The 16381-nt window shown below is 72.4% G+C and carries 19 protein-coding genes; 8 read left to right on the forward strand and 11 right to left on the reverse strand.

The features are described from left to right. The 9 genes from ACFUPX_RS22835 to ACFUPX_RS22875 all read right to left on the reverse strand — a co-directional run. Positions 1-1044 (reverse strand): GNAT family N-acetyltransferase (locus tag ACFUPX_RS22835; RefSeq protein ID WP_383325468.1); only part of this gene is annotated, 1044 nt, incomplete at its 3' end. Beyond that, positions 1044-1706, reverse strand: coding sequence for a lipopolysaccharide biosynthesis protein (locus tag ACFUPX_RS22840; protein WP_383325471.1), 663 nt, complete (start codon positions 1704-1706; stop codon positions 1044-1046). The genes ACFUPX_RS22835 and ACFUPX_RS22840, both read right to left, overlap by 1 nt. Further along, complete coding sequence (locus tag ACFUPX_RS22845; protein ID WP_383325474.1) at positions 1706-2836, reverse strand: glycosyltransferase; 1131 nt, start codon at positions 2834-2836, stop codon at positions 1706-1708. The genes ACFUPX_RS22840 and ACFUPX_RS22845 overlap by 1 nt, the downstream gene beginning before the upstream one ends. After that, a complete protein-coding gene (locus ACFUPX_RS22850; RefSeq protein WP_383325477.1) occupies positions 2833-3618 on the reverse strand; it encodes a polysaccharide deacetylase family protein in 786 nt (261 codons plus the stop codon). Before ACFUPX_RS22850 ends, ACFUPX_RS22845 begins: the two co-directional genes overlap by 4 nt. Continuing rightward, positions 3608-5260: a murein biosynthesis integral membrane protein MurJ gene (gene murJ, locus ACFUPX_RS22855; protein ID WP_383325480.1), complete on the reverse strand. Its 1653-nt coding sequence runs from the start codon at positions 5258-5260 to the stop codon at positions 3608-3610. Before murJ ends, ACFUPX_RS22850 begins: the two co-directional genes overlap by 11 nt. Continuing rightward, positions 5257-6522, reverse strand: coding sequence for an O-antigen ligase family protein (locus tag ACFUPX_RS22860; RefSeq protein ID WP_383325677.1), 1266 nt, complete (start codon positions 6520-6522; stop codon positions 5257-5259). Before ACFUPX_RS22860 ends, murJ begins: the two co-directional genes overlap by 4 nt. Before the next feature lie 98 nt (positions 6523-6620). Further along, a complete protein-coding gene (locus tag ACFUPX_RS22865; RefSeq protein WP_383325483.1) occupies positions 6621-8102 on the reverse strand; it encodes a sugar transferase in 1482 nt (493 codons plus the stop codon). Further along, a complete protein-coding gene (locus ACFUPX_RS22870; RefSeq protein ID WP_383325486.1) occupies positions 8099-9253 on the reverse strand; it encodes a glycosyltransferase in 1155 nt (384 codons plus the stop codon). Before ACFUPX_RS22870 ends, ACFUPX_RS22865 begins: the two co-directional genes overlap by 4 nt. A 34-nt stretch (positions 9254-9287) precedes the next feature. Further along, positions 9288-10388, reverse strand: a complete 1101-nt coding sequence (locus tag ACFUPX_RS22875; protein WP_383325489.1) for a DUF3344 domain-containing protein — start codon at positions 10386-10388, stop codon at positions 9288-9290. 347 nt (positions 10389-10735) lie between these two features. On the opposite strand from ACFUPX_RS22875, the gene ACFUPX_RS22880 reads away from it, so the two are divergent. From ACFUPX_RS22880 to ACFUPX_RS22895, 4 genes are all read left to right on the forward strand, one after another. Continuing rightward, positions 10736-10975, forward strand: a complete 240-nt coding sequence (locus ACFUPX_RS22880) for a chaplin (protein WP_351163307.1) — start codon at positions 10736-10738, stop codon at positions 10973-10975. A 177-nt stretch (positions 10976-11152) separates the two neighbouring features. Continuing rightward, positions 11153-11806: a hypothetical protein gene (locus ACFUPX_RS22885; protein WP_383325492.1), complete on the forward strand. Its 654-nt coding sequence runs from the start codon at positions 11153-11155 to the stop codon at positions 11804-11806. Between the two features lie 232 nt (positions 11807-12038). Next, positions 12039-12320: a hypothetical protein gene (locus tag ACFUPX_RS22890; RefSeq protein WP_383325680.1), complete on the forward strand. Its 282-nt coding sequence runs from the start codon at positions 12039-12041 to the stop codon at positions 12318-12320. Between the two features lie 212 nt (positions 12321-12532). After that, positions 12533-13036, forward strand: coding sequence for a DUF5949 family protein (locus ACFUPX_RS22895; RefSeq protein WP_383325495.1), 504 nt, complete (start codon positions 12533-12535; stop codon positions 13034-13036). Positions 13037-13129: 93 nt separating this feature from the next. On the opposite strand, the gene ACFUPX_RS22900 is transcribed toward ACFUPX_RS22895, so the two are convergent. Next, a complete protein-coding gene (locus ACFUPX_RS22900) occupies positions 13130-13342 on the reverse strand; it encodes a hypothetical protein (protein WP_383325498.1) in 213 nt (70 codons plus the stop codon). A gap of 134 nt (positions 13343-13476) precedes the next feature. On the opposite strand from ACFUPX_RS22900, the gene ACFUPX_RS22905 reads away from it, so the two are divergent. From ACFUPX_RS22905 to ACFUPX_RS22915, 3 genes are all read left to right on the forward strand, one after another. Further along, entirely contained in the window at positions 13477-14124 is a 648-nt protein-coding gene (locus ACFUPX_RS22905) for a vitamin K epoxide reductase family protein (protein WP_383325501.1), read from the forward strand. Positions 14125-14225: 101 nt separating this feature from the next. Beyond that, the gene (locus tag ACFUPX_RS22910) at positions 14226-14582 is read left to right on the forward strand and encodes a tyrosinase family oxidase copper chaperone (RefSeq protein WP_383325683.1); all 357 of its coding nucleotides are present in this window, start codon (positions 14226-14228) and stop codon (positions 14580-14582) included. 38 nt (positions 14583-14620) lie between these two features. Then, complete coding sequence (locus ACFUPX_RS22915; protein WP_383325504.1) at positions 14621-15493, forward strand: tyrosinase family protein; 873 nt, start codon at positions 14621-14623, stop codon at positions 15491-15493. Between the two features lie 46 nt (positions 15494-15539). Here ACFUPX_RS22915 and ACFUPX_RS22920 read toward each other — a convergent pair whose 3' ends face one another. Further along, positions 15540-15833 carry a chaplin gene (locus ACFUPX_RS22920; RefSeq protein ID WP_383325507.1) on the reverse strand — a complete coding sequence of 98 codons (294 nt, stop codon included), beginning with the start codon at positions 15831-15833 and terminating at the stop codon, positions 15540-15542. 159 nt (positions 15834-15992) lie between these two features. Here ACFUPX_RS22920 and ACFUPX_RS22925 point away from each other — a divergent pair, with 159 nt between their 5' ends. Further along, positions 15993-16265 carry a hypothetical protein gene (locus tag ACFUPX_RS22925; protein ID WP_383325510.1) on the forward strand — a complete coding sequence of 91 codons (273 nt, stop codon included), beginning with the start codon at positions 15993-15995 and terminating at the stop codon, positions 16263-16265. Positions 16266-16381 lie beyond the last annotated feature (116 nt).

Below are 16381 nucleotides of genomic sequence, written 5' to 3' on the forward strand. Positions count from 1 at the left end.
GTCCCATGCGGCGGCCCGCAGCACGGGGGCGGTGCGCCGGCGGGCGAGGAGCAGCCGGTGGTTGGTGGCCTCCTGGGGGCGCCAGTGGTGCTTGTACGGCTCGTTGCCGCGCAGGAGGCTCAGGACCCGGCTCCGGTCGCCCTCGGCGTGCTCCGCGCAGGCGTTCAGGAGCATCGTCGCCACGTCGACCTTGCGCTCGCGCAGCTGCGGATGCGCCCCGTACAGATAGCCGCCGACGAGGTGCGGCGAGAGCAGCGTGAGGTCGGCCGCCACCACGGCGTCGTCGAGCCGGAACTCGGTGACCACGGCGTCGCCCGCCCTGACCATGAGCCCCACGGATCTGATCAGGTGCTCGGAGAAGCGCGGCTGGAGGTGCTCGGACGTCACCTTGCGCCCCTGCCACTGGAGTTGATGCAGGTGCAGCAGCGTGCGCACCGAGGCGTCCACCTCGTCGTGGCGTACGATCCGCCGCTCGACGCCCAGCGCGTCCATCTTCCGGATCTTGGCGCGCGCCCGCTGGGCCCGCGGCGCGGGCAGCCGCCCGAGCAGTTCCTCCATCGACGCCGCGGGCAGCTCCAGGCAGAGCGAGTCCGCCAGGCGCAGCCGGGGCCCGCGCCAGCGTTCGTAGATCTGCTCCACGGCGGCTCCCGAGCGGACCTCGCGGAAGTCGATCAGCGCCCCGCGCGCCAGCTCCGAGAGGCCGTCGGCCAGCGCGTCGGCGGCCACGTCGGCGAACGCGTCGTCGAGCAGCACGTCGGTGAAGTCGGAGATCGCGCCGCCCAGCGGCACCAGGGCCGGGAGCGGGACGTACGCGCGCATCAGCGGTGCGGCGGCGACGAGTTCGCCGTCCTTGCGCACGAGGACCACGCGCAGCCGTCCGCGCGTGCCGTAGGAGAGCCACCAGGAGTGCAGCCAGGCGTGGCTCTGGAACGGCGTCGCCGTCCGGCATCTGCGGTGCAGCCGGGCCCAGGCCGCCGCGAGGTGTCCGAACTCGGCTTCGTCCGTGCAGAGTTCGACGGTCAGGGCGCTATCGGCCACCCCCATCACCTCTCCCGGTTGAGGTCGGCGGACTGCGCGGGGCCGGGCACCGAGGCCGGGACCGCGTTCTCGTCGCGCCGGGGCCTGACGAGGAGGGCGAGGCCGCCGATGAGGCCGCCCGCGCAGGCACCCACCAGGGCGGTCATGGGCGCCGCAGCCGACGCCGGGGCCTCGGGCTCGACCGCGCGCGAGAGCTGGAGCAGGCGTACCTGGGTGCTGTCCTTGGTGTGGTTCGCGTTGTCGGTCAGGGAGCGCGAGACCGCGTTGGCGATGTCGGCCGCCTTGCCGGGCTTGGCCGCGGTCGCCGAGATGGAGATCATCGGGGCGTCGGGCGAGGTGGCGGCCTGCACGCTCTCGCGCAGCGTCTGCGGCGATACGCCGGACTCCACCTGGGCGTCGCCGAGCACCGCGACCTGCGTGGCGACCCTGCCGTACGCCGTGGCGAAGCCGAGCGCCGCCGTGGGGTCGGAGCCCTTCTCCGGTACGGCGATCACGTAACTCGTCGCGGTGTACGTGGGTGTCGCCACCGCTCCGTAGATTCCGCCGGTCAGGGCGCCGAGCACGGCTCCCGCCGGGAGCAGCCACCACGCGGGCAGTCGCTTCACGCGGGCCAGCATCGGGGCCGGGAGACCGGCCGGGCGGTGCCGCCTGCTGAGGGTATCGGTCATCAGGAACTCACTCTCGGGGTCGAGCCGGAGGCAGCTGCCTCGTAGACATGCATCAGCTGTGCTGCGCTGCGGGTGATGCTGTAGTGGTGCGCGGCCTCCTGGGCGATGCGCGCCCCCGGACCCGCCGACCGGATCCGCAGCAGCGCCCGCGCGAAGGAGTCCGGGTCGCCCGTGACGCGCTCGGCGCCGGTGGCCGCGTCCGGCGGGAGGTCCTCGACGGCGGGGCAGCGGACGTAGAGCACCGGCAGACCGGCGGCGATCCCCTCGACGACGGCCAGGCCGAAGGCCTCCTCGGGCGACGGGGACGCGAGGACGTCCATCGCGGCGAGGAGCGCGGGCAGGCCGGTCGCCTCCGTGGACAGATGGGACCGCTCCCCGGCGAACACCACCCGGTCCGTCAGGCCGAGTTGGGCGGCCGTGATGCGCAGCCGGTCCTCGTCGGGGCCGCCGCCGACGAGCAGTACGCGTACGTCCCGGGGAAGCGCGGCCAGGGCGTGCAGCAGGACGTCGAAGCGCTTGCCGGTGGCGAGGCGGCCGACCCCGCCGACGACGAACGCCTCGTCTGGTAGGCCGAGTTGACGGCGGGCGGCGATCCGGGCCCGCGGGTCGAAGCGGAACCGGTCCACCTCGATGCCGTTCGGTACGACGTGGATGCGCTGCCGGGGCACCCCCCACCGGCTGAGGCGCTCGGCGACGGACGGGGACACCGCCACCGTGGCCCGCCCCAGGCGTTCGCCGGTCAGGTACAGGGCCCGGACGCCGGGGGTCAGCGGCCGTCCCTCCATCTGCGAGTCGCCGAGGGAGTGTTCGGTGGCGACGACGGCGCGTGTGCCCGCCAGGCGGGCGGCGATGCGCCCGTACAGGCAGGCGCGGAACAGATGGGTGTGCACGAGGTCGTATCCGCCGCCCCGGATGACCTTCACGAGGCGGGGCACGGCTCCCACGTCACGGTTGCCGGACATGCCCAGGTGGATGACGCGCACCCCGTCGGCTTCGAGCCCATCGGCGACCGCGCCGGGGTTGGTGAGGGTCACGACGTCGCAGGTGGTGGGCAAGTGCCGCAGAAGCAGCCGAAGTTGCTGCTCGGCGCCGCCGACCCCGAGGCCGGTGATGATGTGCAGGGCTCTCACTCGGTCACCGCCGGTTCGCGGACCGTACGGCGGCGCAGCCGGTTGAGCCGCAGCTTCAGCTGGAGCCGCAGGGCGGTGTCCTCCTGCCCGATGTGGACGCGCGGCAGGGCGTGCACCCCGGTCAGGGCGCCCGGGGAGATCGCGCACGCGTAGCGGTAGCCGGCCGCCCGTACGGACTCGATGACGCGCTGGTCCACGGTGCCGTACGGATAGCAGAAGCCCTCCACCTCGCTGCCGATGAGGTCGGAGAGCGCGACGCGGCTGCCGCTGGTCTCCTGCCACAGCAGCCGGTCGTCCGCCCGGGTGAGGTCGACGTGCGTCAGACCGTGCGAGGCGACCTCCATCCCCTCGGCCGCGATGTGCCGGATGCCGTCCGCGGTGAGCAGCGGTTTGCGCGGGCCCAGCGGATCCCAGGCGTTGTCGCCCGCGAGGCGGCCGGGGAGCACGAAGACGGTGGCGTCGAAGTCGTAGTGGTGCAGGAGCGGCAGGGCGTGCTCGACGAAGTCGGTGTACCCGTCGTCGAAGGTGAGGCCGACCAGGTCGCGCCCTTCGCCGCGGGCGCGCGCGGTGAGGAGCCGGGTCATGCTGACCCCGCGCAGGCCCTGGCGGCGGAGCCAGCGCAGTTGGGCGGCGAGGCGTTCGGGCGTGACGGTGATCTTGTAGGGGTCCTCCGCGCAGGTGTCCACGGAGTGGTACATCGCCACCCACATCGGCGCTTGGGGCAGCCAGTGCCGCGTGCGCCGCGAACGGGGGGTCCCACCGAGTGCTGTGTCAACGGACATGCGCGAGCCTCCGTGCGGCGGATGTGACGGAACGGACGACGGGCCCGACGGCCTGGGCCTTCAGGGCCCAGAGCATCAGGGCGAAGACGGCGGCGACGGTCGACGCACCGACGGCGAAGGCGATGAACGGTGATTCGAAGCGGCTCGCGAGGGCCCCGCCGCACCCGGTGGCGCACACCGCGGCGGCCACCGGCTTGAGCAGTTCGCCAAGGACCCCGCGGACCCGGATCGGCACGTTGCGCGGGCCCATCCCGCACAGCAGCACGAAGGCCGTGACGCTGATCCCGGCCGCGTTGGCGAGCGCGATGCCGCGTACGCCCCACAGGTCCACCGCCCAGGTGCCGAGCCCCGCGGTCGCCGCGACGCCGACCGCCATCGCGCCGAGCGGGAACCACGTGGCGCGACCGCCGGAGAAGTACGAGCGGACGAGGGCCCCGACGAGCGTGTGGCCCAGGAGCCCCAGGGCGTACACGCGCATCACGGCCGCCGTGGCGACCGTGTCGTCGGCGGTGAACGCGCCCCGCTGGAAGAGGAGGTGGATGAGCTGCGGCGCGCAGGCGATGACCACGGAGGTGCCCAGGAGGACCACGCAGCCCGCCAGGCCCAGGTCCCGCTCGACGCGCGACCTGGCGCGCTTGACGTCCCCTTCGGCCAGGGCCCGCGCGACGACGGGGAGCGTGACCGTGCAGAGCATCAGGGAGAGGATCATCGGCACCTGCGCGACTTTCTGCGCGTAGTTGAGGTGCGAGATGGCCCCCGAGGGCAGCGAGGACGCCAGGAAGCGCTCGATGAGCACCTGCGACTGCCGGCACAGCGCGAAGAGCAGCACGGTGGCGACGAGGGTGCCGCTCATCAGCGCCGGGGCCGAGGCGCCCTGCTTCCCCTCGTGCGGCACGTCCGCCGTGTCGCGGGTGAGCTGCCGCCAGAGCGAGGGGGCCTGGACGAGCACCATGAGTACGCCGCCGACCGCGACGCCCAGCGCCGCCGCGCGGACGCCGTAGCGGGGGGCGAGGACGAACACCGCGGTGATGATGCCGATGTTGTAGAAGACGTAGATGGCGGCGGGGGCCACGAACCTGCGGTGGGCGCGCAGCGCGGCGCTGCAGTATCCGGCGAGGCCGAACGTGAAGACGCAGGTGGCGGTCAGCAGCGTGCAGTCCACGGCGAGGCGCGGGTCGGGCAGACCCGGCGCGAGGACCTCCACCAGGACCGGCGCCCCCAGCATCAGGAGCAGCGCGACGACCCCGGAGGCCAGCATCAGGCGGGGCAGCGATGCGGCCACGAGCGCGCGGACGGGGTCGCGGCGGGCGCCCTGGCCCCGGCGGGCGAGCGCCATGCTGAACGCCGGTACGAGGGCGAACGCGAGGCCGTCCTCGATGAGCAGGGTGGTGGCCACCTCGGGGACGGTCCACGCGACGAGGAAGGCGTCGGTCTCGGAGCCCGCCCCGAAGAAGTGGGCGAGCGCCTGGTCGCGCATGAGCCCGAGCACCGATCCGGCCACCGTGAGGACCGCGGTGACCAGAGCGGCCTTGGCGAGGAATCCGTTGGAGGGATCGGAGCCCTTGGCGGGCTCGGTCCCGGTGGCCGGCGCGGGGATCTTGCCGGCCGGTCCCGCGTCCAGGGAGTGGGTCGTGGCGCTCATCGGCGCACCTCCCTGGGCGTCGACACCGCAAGGGCGCGGTCCGACAGCGCCCACCAGGCGACGAGACCGAACACCACGGCCATGAGCACCGTCGAGGGCCCGCCGATGTCGGCGTACGCGAAGTCCACCAACTGCCAGACGAGCAGCCCGCACGCGACGAGCGCGCAGTCCACGCCGACGCCGCCGCGCACCCGAGCGAGCCGCCGCATCCCGAGCAGCAGGAAGGCCGCCCAGCTGCCCACCAGCGTGCACAGGCCGAGCAGCCCCTGTTCGCTGAGGACGAGCAGGTACATGTTGTGCGGGGAGAGCAGCGGCTGGCGGCTGAACTTCGCGCCCGCGCCTCCGGTGTCGCTGGCCGAGGACAGCGCGAGCGAGGCGTGGCTGTCGCGGTGGTCGGGGAAGGCCTTGAGCCCGACGCCCGACACCGGCTGGTCCCGCCACATGTCCACCGCCGCCGCCCACATCGTGTACCGGTCGGTGACCGACTGGTCCGGGGCGTCGGTCACCTGCGTGATGCTGGTGATCCGCTCCGACAGCATCTGCGTACCGATGCCGAACCCGCCCACCAGGACCACGGCAGCGGCGGCGACCACGGCCAGGGACCGCAGCGCGCGGCGCACCCCCGCGAGCCCCAGCTGCGCACCGCACGCGACGACGGTGGCGATCCAGGCGCCGCGGCTGAAGGAGAGCGCGAGCGGGACCACCAGGAGCAGCGTGCAGACCAGCGCGATGCGGCGCTGCTTCGGGGATGCCGGGCCGAGCGCGAGAGCGAGGGCGCACACCACCCCGTACGACACGACGGTCGCCATTCCCATGACGTCCGTCGGGCCGAAGGTGCCCACGGCCCGGATGTCCGAGCCCATGTAGCTTGCGCCGGTCGCCGTGACGTACTGGTAGGCGCCGACCGCACCCTGGAAGAGGGCGAGCGCGACGAGCGACCAGGCCACCAGGCGGAAGTCGCGGCGGTCGCGCACGAGCATCAGGACCGCGGCCGGTACGAGGACGAAGATCTGCAGGTAGCGCACCAGGCCGGTCGCCCCGGCCGACACGGTGCTCGCGCCGACCGCTGCGACCGCGATGCCGATCACCGGAAGCCCCAGCACGACGGCGGCGGTCCGGGTCAGCGGACGGCGCGCGCCGCGCACCGCGCGGGCCACGCACCAGAGCACCACCAGGGCGGATACGGCGTCGGCGGCCGTGCCGCCCCCGGAGCCGCCGTCGCTCGGCGGCACGGGCAGCGCGAGCAGGGCGACCAGGGCCATGACGGGCAGCACGGGTCCCGCGCCGCGCAGCGCCGAGGAGATCGCGGCGGCCGGTGAGCCGGGCGGCAGGAGCGTGATCGAGGCACCGTTCACCCGCGTCAGCTCCCCGTCGGACGTACGAGGGAGGCGGCGGTGCGCAGCAGGATGCAGAGGTCCTGCCAGAACGACCAGCTGTCGATGTAGGCGTTGTCGAAGCGGCAGCGGTCCTCGATCGAGGTGTCGCCCCGCAGCCCCTGGATCTGGGCGAGGCCGGTGATGCCGGTCGGCATGCGGTGGCGCTCCGCGTAGCCGGGGTACGTCTGGCTGAACTTGCCGACGAAATAAGGGCGTTCGGGGCGCGGGCCGACCAGGCTCATGTCGCCGCGGAAGACGTTCCACAGCTGCGGCAGCTCGTCGAGGGACGTACGGCGCAGGAACTGGCAGAACCGGCTCATCTGCGCTTCGCCCGCCACGGTCCACCGGGTCGCGGCCTCGTGCGGGTCGGCGGGCCGGTGCGTGCGGAACTTCAGGAGGGTGAACGGGCGCCCGCCCCTGCCGATGCGCTCCTGCCGGAAGATCACCCCGGGTCCGTCGGTGGCCCGCAGGACGGCGGCGCAGGCAAGGAGCACCGGACTGATGAGCAGCAGCAGGACCCCCGAGGTCACGAGGTCCAGGGCGCGCTTGCTGACGCTGAAGTGCCTGCGCCCGGCGGGCAGGAGCGCACGGCAGGGGAACCCCGCGAGCTGCCCGGACCTGCTCTGGCGCCCCGGCGCGTCGTACCCCGGCGGCTGCGTCGCGTCGATCGCCCATACGTCGCAGCCGGAGCCGCTCAGCGTGCGCAGCCATCCGATCTGCTCCGGCCCCGGTGTCGGCCCGACGACCAGGACGGTGCGTACGGCGTTCTGGATGACCGCGCGGCGCATCTCCTCCGGCGTGCAGAGCATCGGCAGTTCGGCCCCCTCGCTCTCCGTGCGCTCGGCGGGCGCGTCGGACACGATGCCCACGGGCCGCACCCCGGCCCGCGGATGGCGCAGGACCGCCTCCGCCACGCGCCGTGCGGCGGCGCCGGGGCCGACCACCAGGGCCGGGCGCGGCCGGCGCAGGGTCGCTCTCCGTCTCCACCAGTACAGGGCGCCGCGGCCCGCGCAGCACAGCACGCTCTGGAGCGCCGCCGCCGTGCACAGCGTGGTCAGGGAGAGCGGGCTCAGGGCGGTGGAGCTCGCGGCGACGAGACCCGCGGCGCCCCAGCTCAGCGCGGTCTGCCAGGCCAGCGAGGGCAGTTCGTCGAGGGCGCTGGGCGCGGCGAGGGGGCGGTACAGCGCGGCGCGCGCGTTCAGTCCCGTCACGGCGGACAGGAGCAGGACCACCAGCAGGGGGTGGCGCTGCGGATCGGTGAGCAGCACCGTGCCGAGCAGGGCGGCGCTGCAGTCGACGGCGACCAGGGGGAGGGCCGACGAACGGCGCGCCGATGTCCCCCGGCCGATGCTCGTCCTGCGGCTGCTCCCGGCCCCGCGGGGTGGGATGACCGAGGCGGTGGCGATGGCATGGTCGGCCGCCCGTGGCTGCGCGGCAGGGGTGGCGACGGTTCGTTCCGCACTCACGGGTTGATGGACTCCCTGCACTTGATGGGTCCCACGCCCGGTAGCTCGCGGTACACGGCCGCGACCGCGTCCGTGGTGTGCCGCACATCGTGGGTGTTCAGGACGTGGCGGTGCGCTGCACGGCCGAGGGATTCGCGGAGGGGCGGGTCGCCGAGCAGTCCGACGAGGGCACGCGCCAGCGCACCGGGGTCCTCCGGAGGAACGAGACCGTGGGGCACGAGTGCGGGCGGCAGGCTCTCGCACGCGCCGTCCACATCGGTGACCACCACGGAACGGGCGCAGGCCATCGCCTCCAGGGGTACGAGTGCCATGCCCTCCCAGCGGGACGGCAGGACCACGAGGTCGGCCGCCTGGTACCAGAGGGTGGCGTCCTGGACGGCTCCGGCGAACCGCACGGAGGCGGGCGCCTGTTCGCGCAGGCCGGCCTCGTCGGGCCCCTCTCCGACCAGGACGAGCCGGGCGCCCGGCATCCGCTCGGTGACGCCGGCCCAGGCCCGCAGCAGGACGTCCTGCCCCTTCTGCCGGCACAGCCGCCCCACGCACACCACCAAGGGCTCCTGGGGGGAGAGCCCCAGATCGGCCCGCGCGGCCCGGACGGCCCTGGGCCGGAAGCGCTCGACGTCCACCCCGTTGGGGATCACCGACCAGCGCGCGTCGATCCCGCAGCGCTGCCCGGTGCGCCGCTCGGCCTCGCTGACGCAGACCATCCGCGTGGCCCAGCGCGCCCCGAAGCGCTCCCAGCGCAGGGCGAGCCGCGCGGTCACGCCCCCGACGGCCTCGAAGGACCACGCGTGCGGCTGGAACACCGTGGGGACGCTGCCGCGCAGGGCGAGCCGGGCGGCGAGCCCGGCCTTGGCGCTGTGCGCGTGCACGAGGTCGGGCCGCAGCGCGTCGACGATGCGGGCGATGCGCCGCACCTCGTCCGGCAGCGAGGGCCCCGGCGAACGGGTCGCCGCCCACCCGTGGACCTCACTTCCCAGGCCGCGCACGGCGTCCGGCAGCCGGCCGCTGTCCGGACACGCCACGCCGACCCGCATCCCGGCGGACAGCTGTGACCTCACCAGGTCGGTGACCACGCGGGCCACTCCGCCGTCGACGGGCTGGGCGACATGAAGGACGCTCAGCCGGTGGTCTGTTGATGACAGTTGCATGCACGGCGCCTTGCTCAGGGGGAAGGGTGGTGCGCTACCGCTTCGCGTCCACAGCGGCGAAGAGCACACCGGCCCACGCGGACTCTCGCTGCGAGGCGAGACGGATGAGCAGGCCCTTTCGGTCGGCCTTGAGGCCCCCGTCGAGCCGGAAGATGTCGGAGTCGTATCCGAGCGTGTTGGCGTACGCGGGCGTCCTGGCGATCTGCCTGCCCGGCTCGCTGATGGTCGAGTTCAGTACGTCGTCGGCGGGGTTCGCCGCGTCGGACAGCCGCACGGGCCTGCTCCGGCCGGTGGACACGGTGAGCGTGTCGCCGCTCGTTCCGCGGTCGCCGTTGTACGTGACCACGCCCACCTGGCCCTTCGCGCGGCCCTTGACCGGCAGACCGCCGAGCCGCACCGCGTGGCCGCGCCGGTTCGCGTCGAAGGAGTCGAAGCCGTCCCACACGCTCAGGTGCCGCAGCGGCGCGGCCTCGTTCTCGTACGCGACGACCAGCGTCCAGCCGCCCCACGCACCGGCCTTGGAGTGCCCCATCGCCACGTTGACCTGCGCAACGGTGTACATCCCCGCGCCGCTCTCCCTGACGAGGCGCGTGACGTCGGCCGATGCCTGGAAGGCGTCCGCTCCGTTGGCGGTGCGGTGCCCGACCAGGGTGTCGGCCTGCACGTGCCGGTAGCTGCCGCCGGGTTCGGCGATCAGGGCCTTGCCGTTGTCCTTGGGCGGTTTCTGCTCGCCGACGCGGAGGTTGCCGCCCCAGTACAGGCGCGCGTAGGACACCCGCGAGTCCTGCGGGATCCGGACCTCTGCGCGGCTGGAGTTGTAGGTGTTCGGGTCCTTGTCGACGTCGACGTAGGACATGTCGAAGTCGTTGTTGGCGGCCTTCGTGCCCCCGCGCGCGGCAGGGCACGAGACCGCGCGGGCGGCCATCGGTTTGCGGCACGTGATGGCCGTGTTGGCGGCGCGGGTGATTCCGCCGTGCTGGAGCGCGTGATAGCGCTGCGCGAACGCGATGCTCGGCGCTTCGGCGGCGGGAGGTGCGGGCGCGGCCAGGGCGGGGCCGCCCGGCGCGGCGACGACCGCGAGAGAAAAGGCGCACAGCGTCACGCGACGCAGAAGGGGGCCCAGGGAATTACGCATGACCGGCGTTGCCCTTTCGGGAAAGGTTCCGAACCAGGAGGGAGAATTGAAATGCGACAGTCACACCCGGCTCGTAACTTCCCGCACTTGTTCTTTCAAATGGCTTCAGGAGGAGAGCAACACTAGCCGCTTTCCGCATTAATCCAGGAAGGCTGACAAGTGTGTCGGAATCGTGAAGTGCGTAACGCTCGGGACCGGCCCGGAGCACGGGTCCCAAGGCCTCCGCGTGAACCGCGCGCCAGCAGATCACCCTTTTGGGCCCACAACTCCTGCGGGCGAACACCGTTGATCCATGGGCCGGGCACCCCGCCCTGCCGATGCATCAACTCTCCAAGGAGCAACTCTCCATGTCGCGTACCGCGAAGGCCCTCGCCCTCTCCACCGTTGCCGTGGCCGCCATGGCCGGCAGCGCCGGCATCGCCGCCGCCGACGCCGGTGCCCAGGGTGCCGCCACCAACTCCCCCGGTGTCATCTCCGGCAACGCCGTCCAGGTCCCGGTCCACATCCCGGTCAACGCCTGCGGCAACACCGTGAACGTCATCGGTCTGCTGAACCCGGCGTTCGGCAACACCTGCGTCAACAGCTGACACACCGGCAGCACGCACTGAGCGACGGCCGTTCTCCCCCGAGGAGGACGGCCGTCGTGTGTTCCGGTGTGCCCCGAACGGCCGCCATGCCCCCGAATGGCAGTCGCTCGGTTGCGGACGTTGTCCACCGCTTTCACGGTGAACACAAGATCCGACGCATCACCGAAGGGAACATCCATGCGCGCTCTGCCTGTACGGCGTATCGCGACCACCGTCCTTTGTGCCTCACTTCTCATCGGGGCGGCCGGTCCCGTCGTCGCCGCCGAGAGCGACTCCCGCAGCAGCGCCCAGGAGGCGGCCGACGCGCCGGTCCCCGGAGCGGACAAGCTGCTGGCCCAGGCCAAGACCCTGAGTGACGCCGGCGGTGTGCTCACCCCGGTCACCGACCTGCTCACCGCGGTGCTCAAGGCCGACAAGGGCCAACTGCCCGCCGCCGACGCCACGAAGCTCGCCGACCCGGTGAAGGCCGCCATCACGAAGGCCGGGGCCGCGGCCCCCAAGGCTCCCGAGCTCCCCCAGACGCCCGCGCTCCCGGAGGCCCCCGCGCTTCCCAAGGCGCTGCCGGACGACGACCGGACCGTCGCGGCCCCCGACCCGAAGGCCGACGCCCTCAAGGCGCTGCAGACCGCGGTGGACGGACTCCTCAAGGCGGCCACCGGCGGTGACGTCACCAAGGTGGCGGGCGCGGTGACGCCCGTACTCACCGGCCTCGTCAACCTCGTCGCCGCCACGCTCCTCGGCGGCGGCCTCCCCGCCCCCGATCTGGCCGGCCTGCCCGCCCTGCCCAAGCTCCCGGCCGCCGGCGTGCCCCAGGCGCCGGGCCTTTCCTGACCCGCGGTCAGTGCCCGTCGCGCCGGCCTTCAGGGTCGGCGCGACGGGCTTTTCCGCGTCCATCTCGTATGAGTTTCCGCGTCCATCTCATACGAGAATGGGACACCGCCTTCGTTCGGGTGGGTTCCGGGAATTTCCGCCGCACAGAGTTTCCGCCGTACACAGCGCTCGTTACTCATGGCGAAGTGCAAATCACCTCTGGCGACCGTCCGTCGCCGCAGAAAGGAACATGATGAAGCCCCTGAAGGCTGCCGCCGTCGTTGCCGGATCCATGGTCATCGCTGGTGTCGCCGCACCCGCCTTCGCCGCCGACCTCACGCCCACCAGCCTGAACGGTGCACTGGACACGATCGCAAGCCAGACGTCGACGCTCGACGCGGCCCCGCTTGCCACCAACGCCCTGGACACCGAGAACAAGGACTCGGTCGTCAACACCGTTTCGGGTGCCGCGAAGGACCTGCACGCGGGTGGCGGCGCCGGCAAGCTGCTGGGCGGCCTTCCCGTCGCGAAGTAAGGTTCTTCCTGCTTCTACCTGCTCCTTTACGGACGGCGAGGGCCGGTTTCGCGGACACGTTCCGCGAAACCGGCCCTCTGGCGTCTCAGTTCGACTGAAGGGCCCCGGAGTTCGACCGGCGCGTGCCCCGATCGTGTGATCGCTCGCCCACACTCACCCAGTCAAGTGACAGGCGGGCCCGGGGCATCGGGTCACATCGATACGGTTTCGGGATGACCTCGACAACGAGCGAAACCCGCACCTTCCGACCCGCCGATCTGGGCACCCTCACCGTGGTCGCCTGGAGCGGTGAACACGCCGAGGACGAACAGGACATGGCCTTCCTGCTCGCCTATTCGCTGGGCGACGGCGAAGGCGGCCCGGAGGCCGCGACCCAGGCCATCGAGCAGCTGCTGCGGAACACCGGCCTGCCCATCGGCGGCCCCGTCGTGGAGAGTTCCCGCAACCCGAGCCTGCCCGTCACCCTCCTCGTCGAGGCCGGCCAGGCCGTACTGAACATGCCGCACCTCAACGCCCAGTGCGTCGTACCGCCGGAGTGGCTCGCCGCGGTGGGCGAGCGGGGACATGCCTACTTCATGTTCACCACGCGTCCGTGGCCCGAGGCCAAGCCCGGTGTCGCTCTCTCCGAGGAGGCCCTCGCGGCGTTCGTGGGCGACGAGGCGACCATGACCAACGCCGCGCACTGCGTGCTCGGCGCGAAGAGCCTGCGCGGTTAGGAGCCCGGGACAGGGCCCGCACACGACTGGGGCCCGCCGGTCGGGACATACCGGCGGACCCCCTACGCGTGACGCGCGGTTCAGCGCATCGCGTCAGAGCAGACCGAGGTCCAGGTCCAGCAGACCGTGGTCGCCGTGGTGACCGTGGTGGTGATGGTCGTCCCAGCAGCCACCGTGGTCGCACGGGTGGGAGGCCGCCGCCTTCTGCGCGGGAACTCCCGCCGCCTGGGCGGTGGTTGTGAGCGGGATCGCCACGGCCAGGGTCAGCATGGCGGTCGCCGCGGCACGACGAAGCGTGATCTTCATGGGGGATCTCCTCGATCCGTTGGGGACGCGACCGACGCTAATCAGCCCCACAGAACCTGTCCTGCCGAGAGATGCACGACTACTGCAAAAGGGTGTCGAGCCCGCCGCCCCTGACCCCAGTGAGGACCGCAACGATGGACACCAGGCCGCCCCTGCCCCAAGCCCGTCAGCCCCAAGCACCGTCAGGGCGCTCGGACGCGCCGCGCGGCGCCGGTGGGAGCCGTGCGTTCGCGCTGCTACTGGTGATCACGGGGGCGGCGGGGCTGCTCGCGGCGTGGGTCATCACGCTGGACAAGTTCAAGCTCCTTGAGGACCCGGACTTCACACCGGCGTGCAGCCTCAATCCGGTGGTCTCCTGCGGCAACATCATGAAGAGCGAGCAGGCGTCGGTCTTCGGGTTCCCGAACCCGATGCTGGGCATCGCCGCGTACGCCGTCGTGATGTGCGTCGGCATGAGCCTGCTGGGCCGGGCGCGCTTCCCCCGCTGGTACTGGCTGACGCTGAACGCGGGCATGCTCTTCGGCGTCGGGTTCAGCACCTGGCTGATGTACCAGTCGCTGTACGAGATCAACTCGCTGTGCCTGTGGTGCTGCCTGGCCTGGGTCGCCACGATCACCATGTTCTGGTACGTGACCTCGTTCAACGTCCGCAGCGGCCTGCTGCCCGCGCCCGCCGGACTGCGTACGTTCCTCGGCGAGTTCACCTGGGTGCTTCCGGTGCTGCACGTCGGCATCATCGGCATGCTGATCCTCACGCGCTGGTGGGACTTCTGGACCAGCTGACGCGACGGAACCGGGCATCACGCGGCAAGGAGGCATCACCAGTGGTCAAGGGAGCAGCGGCCGACAAGCCGGGCGCCGGGCGGTTCACGCGCCGGGCCTCCATGGGTGGCCTCATCGGGGTCGCGGTGGCCGCCGTGGCGGGGCAGGCCGGCCTCCAGTGGTGGGCCCGGCGGCCCGCGCAGGGCCCGCCGTCCGACGACCTCGGTGAAGGCGCCTTCGACGAGATGTACGAGGGGCGGCACATCCGCGGTTCCAGGGCCGCCGCGGGCCGGCACCAGGGGGGCGCCGCCTGGGACGTCACGGTCGACGGCCGCCCGCTCCACCTCATGCGGCGGGCCGACGGCGGCTATCTGAGCATGGTCGACCACTACCAGTCGTATCCCACGCCCCTCGTCGCCACCCGCAGGGCGGTGGACGAGCTCGGCCGCGGCCAGCAGCTGCGAGGCCGCGGCGCCTGACCCGTGCCCCGTACATCGGACCGGAGGAACGAACCGAAGTGGTCCACACGCGCAAGAACCAGGCCCGGCTGACCAGCGCCGAGAAGCGGCGCTTCGTCAACGCGGTGCTCGAACTCAAACGCAAGGGCGAGTACGACGAATTCGTCCGGATCCACGTCGAGCACTACGTGTCCGACGGCGACGACGGGCTGCGGGTGGCCCACATGACCCCCTCGTTCCTGCCCTGGCACCGCAGGTTCCTGCTGGAGTTCGAGCGGGCCCTGCAGCGGGTGGACCCCGCGGTGACCGTCCCGTACTGGGACTGGACGGTGGACAGGACAGCCGGCGCCTCGCTCTGGGGCAGCGGGCTCATGGGCGGCAACGGACGGCGCGCCGACCGGCGGGTGATGACCGGGCCCTTCGCGCGCTCGAACGGGACCTGGGTCGTCAAGGAGGGGGAGACGGGCGGCGACTTCCTCATGCGCGACTTCGGCAGGCCGCAGAACCCGATCGAGCTGCCCACCGAGGCGCAGCTCGCCTGGGCCATGCGTGACCCGGTGTACGACATGGAGCCCTGGGACTCCACGTCGCCCGACGGCTTCCGCAACAAGCTGGAGGGGTGGACGTCCGGCGCCGGGAACAGCAAGTGGCGCAACCACAACCGCGTCCACCGCTGGGTCGGCGGACACATGCTCGGCGGCGCCTCCGTCAACGATCCCGTCTTCTGGCTGAATCACGCCTTCGTGGACCTGCTGTGGGACCGCTGGCAGGCACGGCACCCCCGCTCCGCGCCCTACCTGCCCGAACAGCCGCCGGGTCCCGGCCACGGCCCGCCGCACGGCAGCATCTGCGCCCGCTACGAGGGGATGCCCCCGTGGGACGCGAAGCCGGACGAGCTGATCGGCCACCGGGGCAGCTACCGCTACGCGTGAAAAGCCCCCGGCGGTCATGGACCGCCGGGGGCTCACATACGGGGGATCAGCCGCCGTAGCCACCGGGGCCACCCGGGTGGCCGGGCTTGTGGTGGCCACCGTCGGCGTTGACGCACGTGTTGCCGAACGCCGGGTTCAGCAGCCCGATGACGTCCACAGTGTTGCCACACACGTTGACCGGGACGTGGACCGGAACCTGGACGAGGTTGCCGGAAAGGACGCCGGGCGAGCCGACGGCCGCACCCTCGGCGCCCGCGTCCGCCATGGCCATACCGGTGCCACTGAGCACCACGGCGCCCGTGCCGAGGGCAACAGCGGCTGCCTTCGCGATGCGAGACATCACGTTCTCCTTTGAATTGACGAGTACCGCCGCATGCACGCGGCCGTACTGTCCCTTCAACGGCGACATGGTCACCAGGTAACGGCACTGATCGGTACATCATTGGTGAAATCGTCCGGGACCCCGTGTCCAGTGCTCTGCGGAGCCGTTGCGCATCACATGATCTCAACACGACGTATCGCCGCCGCCTTCGCTCTCGCCGCCGGTGCCACCGCCCTGGCCGCCCCCGCCGCGAGCGCCGCCGACATCTCCCCCACCGGCACGATCGACTCGCTCGCCTCGTCCGCGATCCCGGCCGAGCACCGCGCCGAGGTGCCCTCCGCCACCGAGCAGCTCAACGGCGTCAACGGCCTGTACGAGCTCCAGCAGCTGCACCAGCTGACGGACCTGGCCGCGCCGGTCATGGGCGTGCTGCCCGCGATCGAGCCGTAAAGAGTCGCGTGCCACGAGTCGGGGGCGGGGGCCAGGGGGCCCGCCCCCCCCCAAGGGGGGGGGGGCCCCCCCCACCCGGAAGAGTGGCGCCCGCCGGAGCCGGCCCGCACGGCCGG

Origin of the sequence: Streptomyces sp. NPDC057302, assembly GCF_042667685.1 — a bacterium.
Taxonomy (GTDB): Bacteria; Actinomycetota; Actinomycetes; order Streptomycetales; family Streptomycetaceae; genus Streptomyces.

Coding starts and splice junctions, on each gene's coding strand:
- ACFUPX_RS22925 (WP_383325510.1), top strand. CDS start 15,993: ATGATCTCAACACGACGTATCGCCGCCGCCTTCGCTCTCGCCGCCGGT.
- ACFUPX_RS22840 (WP_383325471.1), bottom strand. CDS start 1,706: ATGACCGATACCCTCAGCAGGCGGCACCGCCCGGCCGGTCTCCCGGCC.
- ACFUPX_RS22890 (WP_383325680.1), top strand. CDS start 12,039: ATGAAGCCCCTGAAGGCTGCCGCCGTCGTTGCCGGATCCATGGTCATC.
- ACFUPX_RS22895 (WP_383325495.1), top strand. CDS start 12,533: ATGACCTCGACAACGAGCGAAACCCGCACCTTCCGACCCGCCGATCTG.
- ACFUPX_RS22860 (WP_383325677.1), bottom strand. CDS start 6,522: ATGGCCCTGGTCGCCCTGCTCGCGCTGCCCGTGCCGCCGAGCGACGGC.
- ACFUPX_RS22875 (WP_383325489.1), bottom strand. CDS start 10,388: ATGCGTAATTCCCTGGGCCCCCTTCTGCGTCGCGTGACGCTGTGCGCC.
- ACFUPX_RS22850 (WP_383325477.1), bottom strand. CDS start 3,618: ATGTCCGTTGACACAGCACTCGGTGGGACCCCCCGTTCGCGGCGCACG.
- ACFUPX_RS22905 (WP_383325501.1), top strand. CDS start 13,477: ATGGACACCAGGCCGCCCCTGCCCCAAGCCCGTCAGCCCCAAGCACCG.
- ACFUPX_RS22900 (WP_383325498.1), bottom strand. CDS start 13,342: ATGAAGATCACGCTTCGTCGTGCCGCGGCGACCGCCATGCTGACCCTG.
- ACFUPX_RS22880 (WP_351163307.1), top strand. CDS start 10,736: ATGTCGCGTACCGCGAAGGCCCTCGCCCTCTCCACCGTTGCCGTGGCC.
- ACFUPX_RS22920 (WP_383325507.1), bottom strand. CDS start 15,833: ATGTCTCGCATCGCGAAGGCAGCCGCTGTTGCCCTCGGCACGGGCGCC.
- ACFUPX_RS22870 (WP_383325486.1), bottom strand. CDS start 9,253: ATGCAACTGTCATCAACAGACCACCGGCTGAGCGTCCTTCATGTCGCC.
- murJ (WP_383325480.1), bottom strand. CDS start 5,260: ATGAGCGCCACGACCCACTCCCTGGACGCGGGACCGGCCGGCAAGATC.
- ACFUPX_RS22910 (WP_383325683.1), top strand. CDS start 14,226: ATGGGTGGCCTCATCGGGGTCGCGGTGGCCGCCGTGGCGGGGCAGGCC.
- ACFUPX_RS22885 (WP_383325492.1), top strand. CDS start 11,153: ATGCGCGCTCTGCCTGTACGGCGTATCGCGACCACCGTCCTTTGTGCC.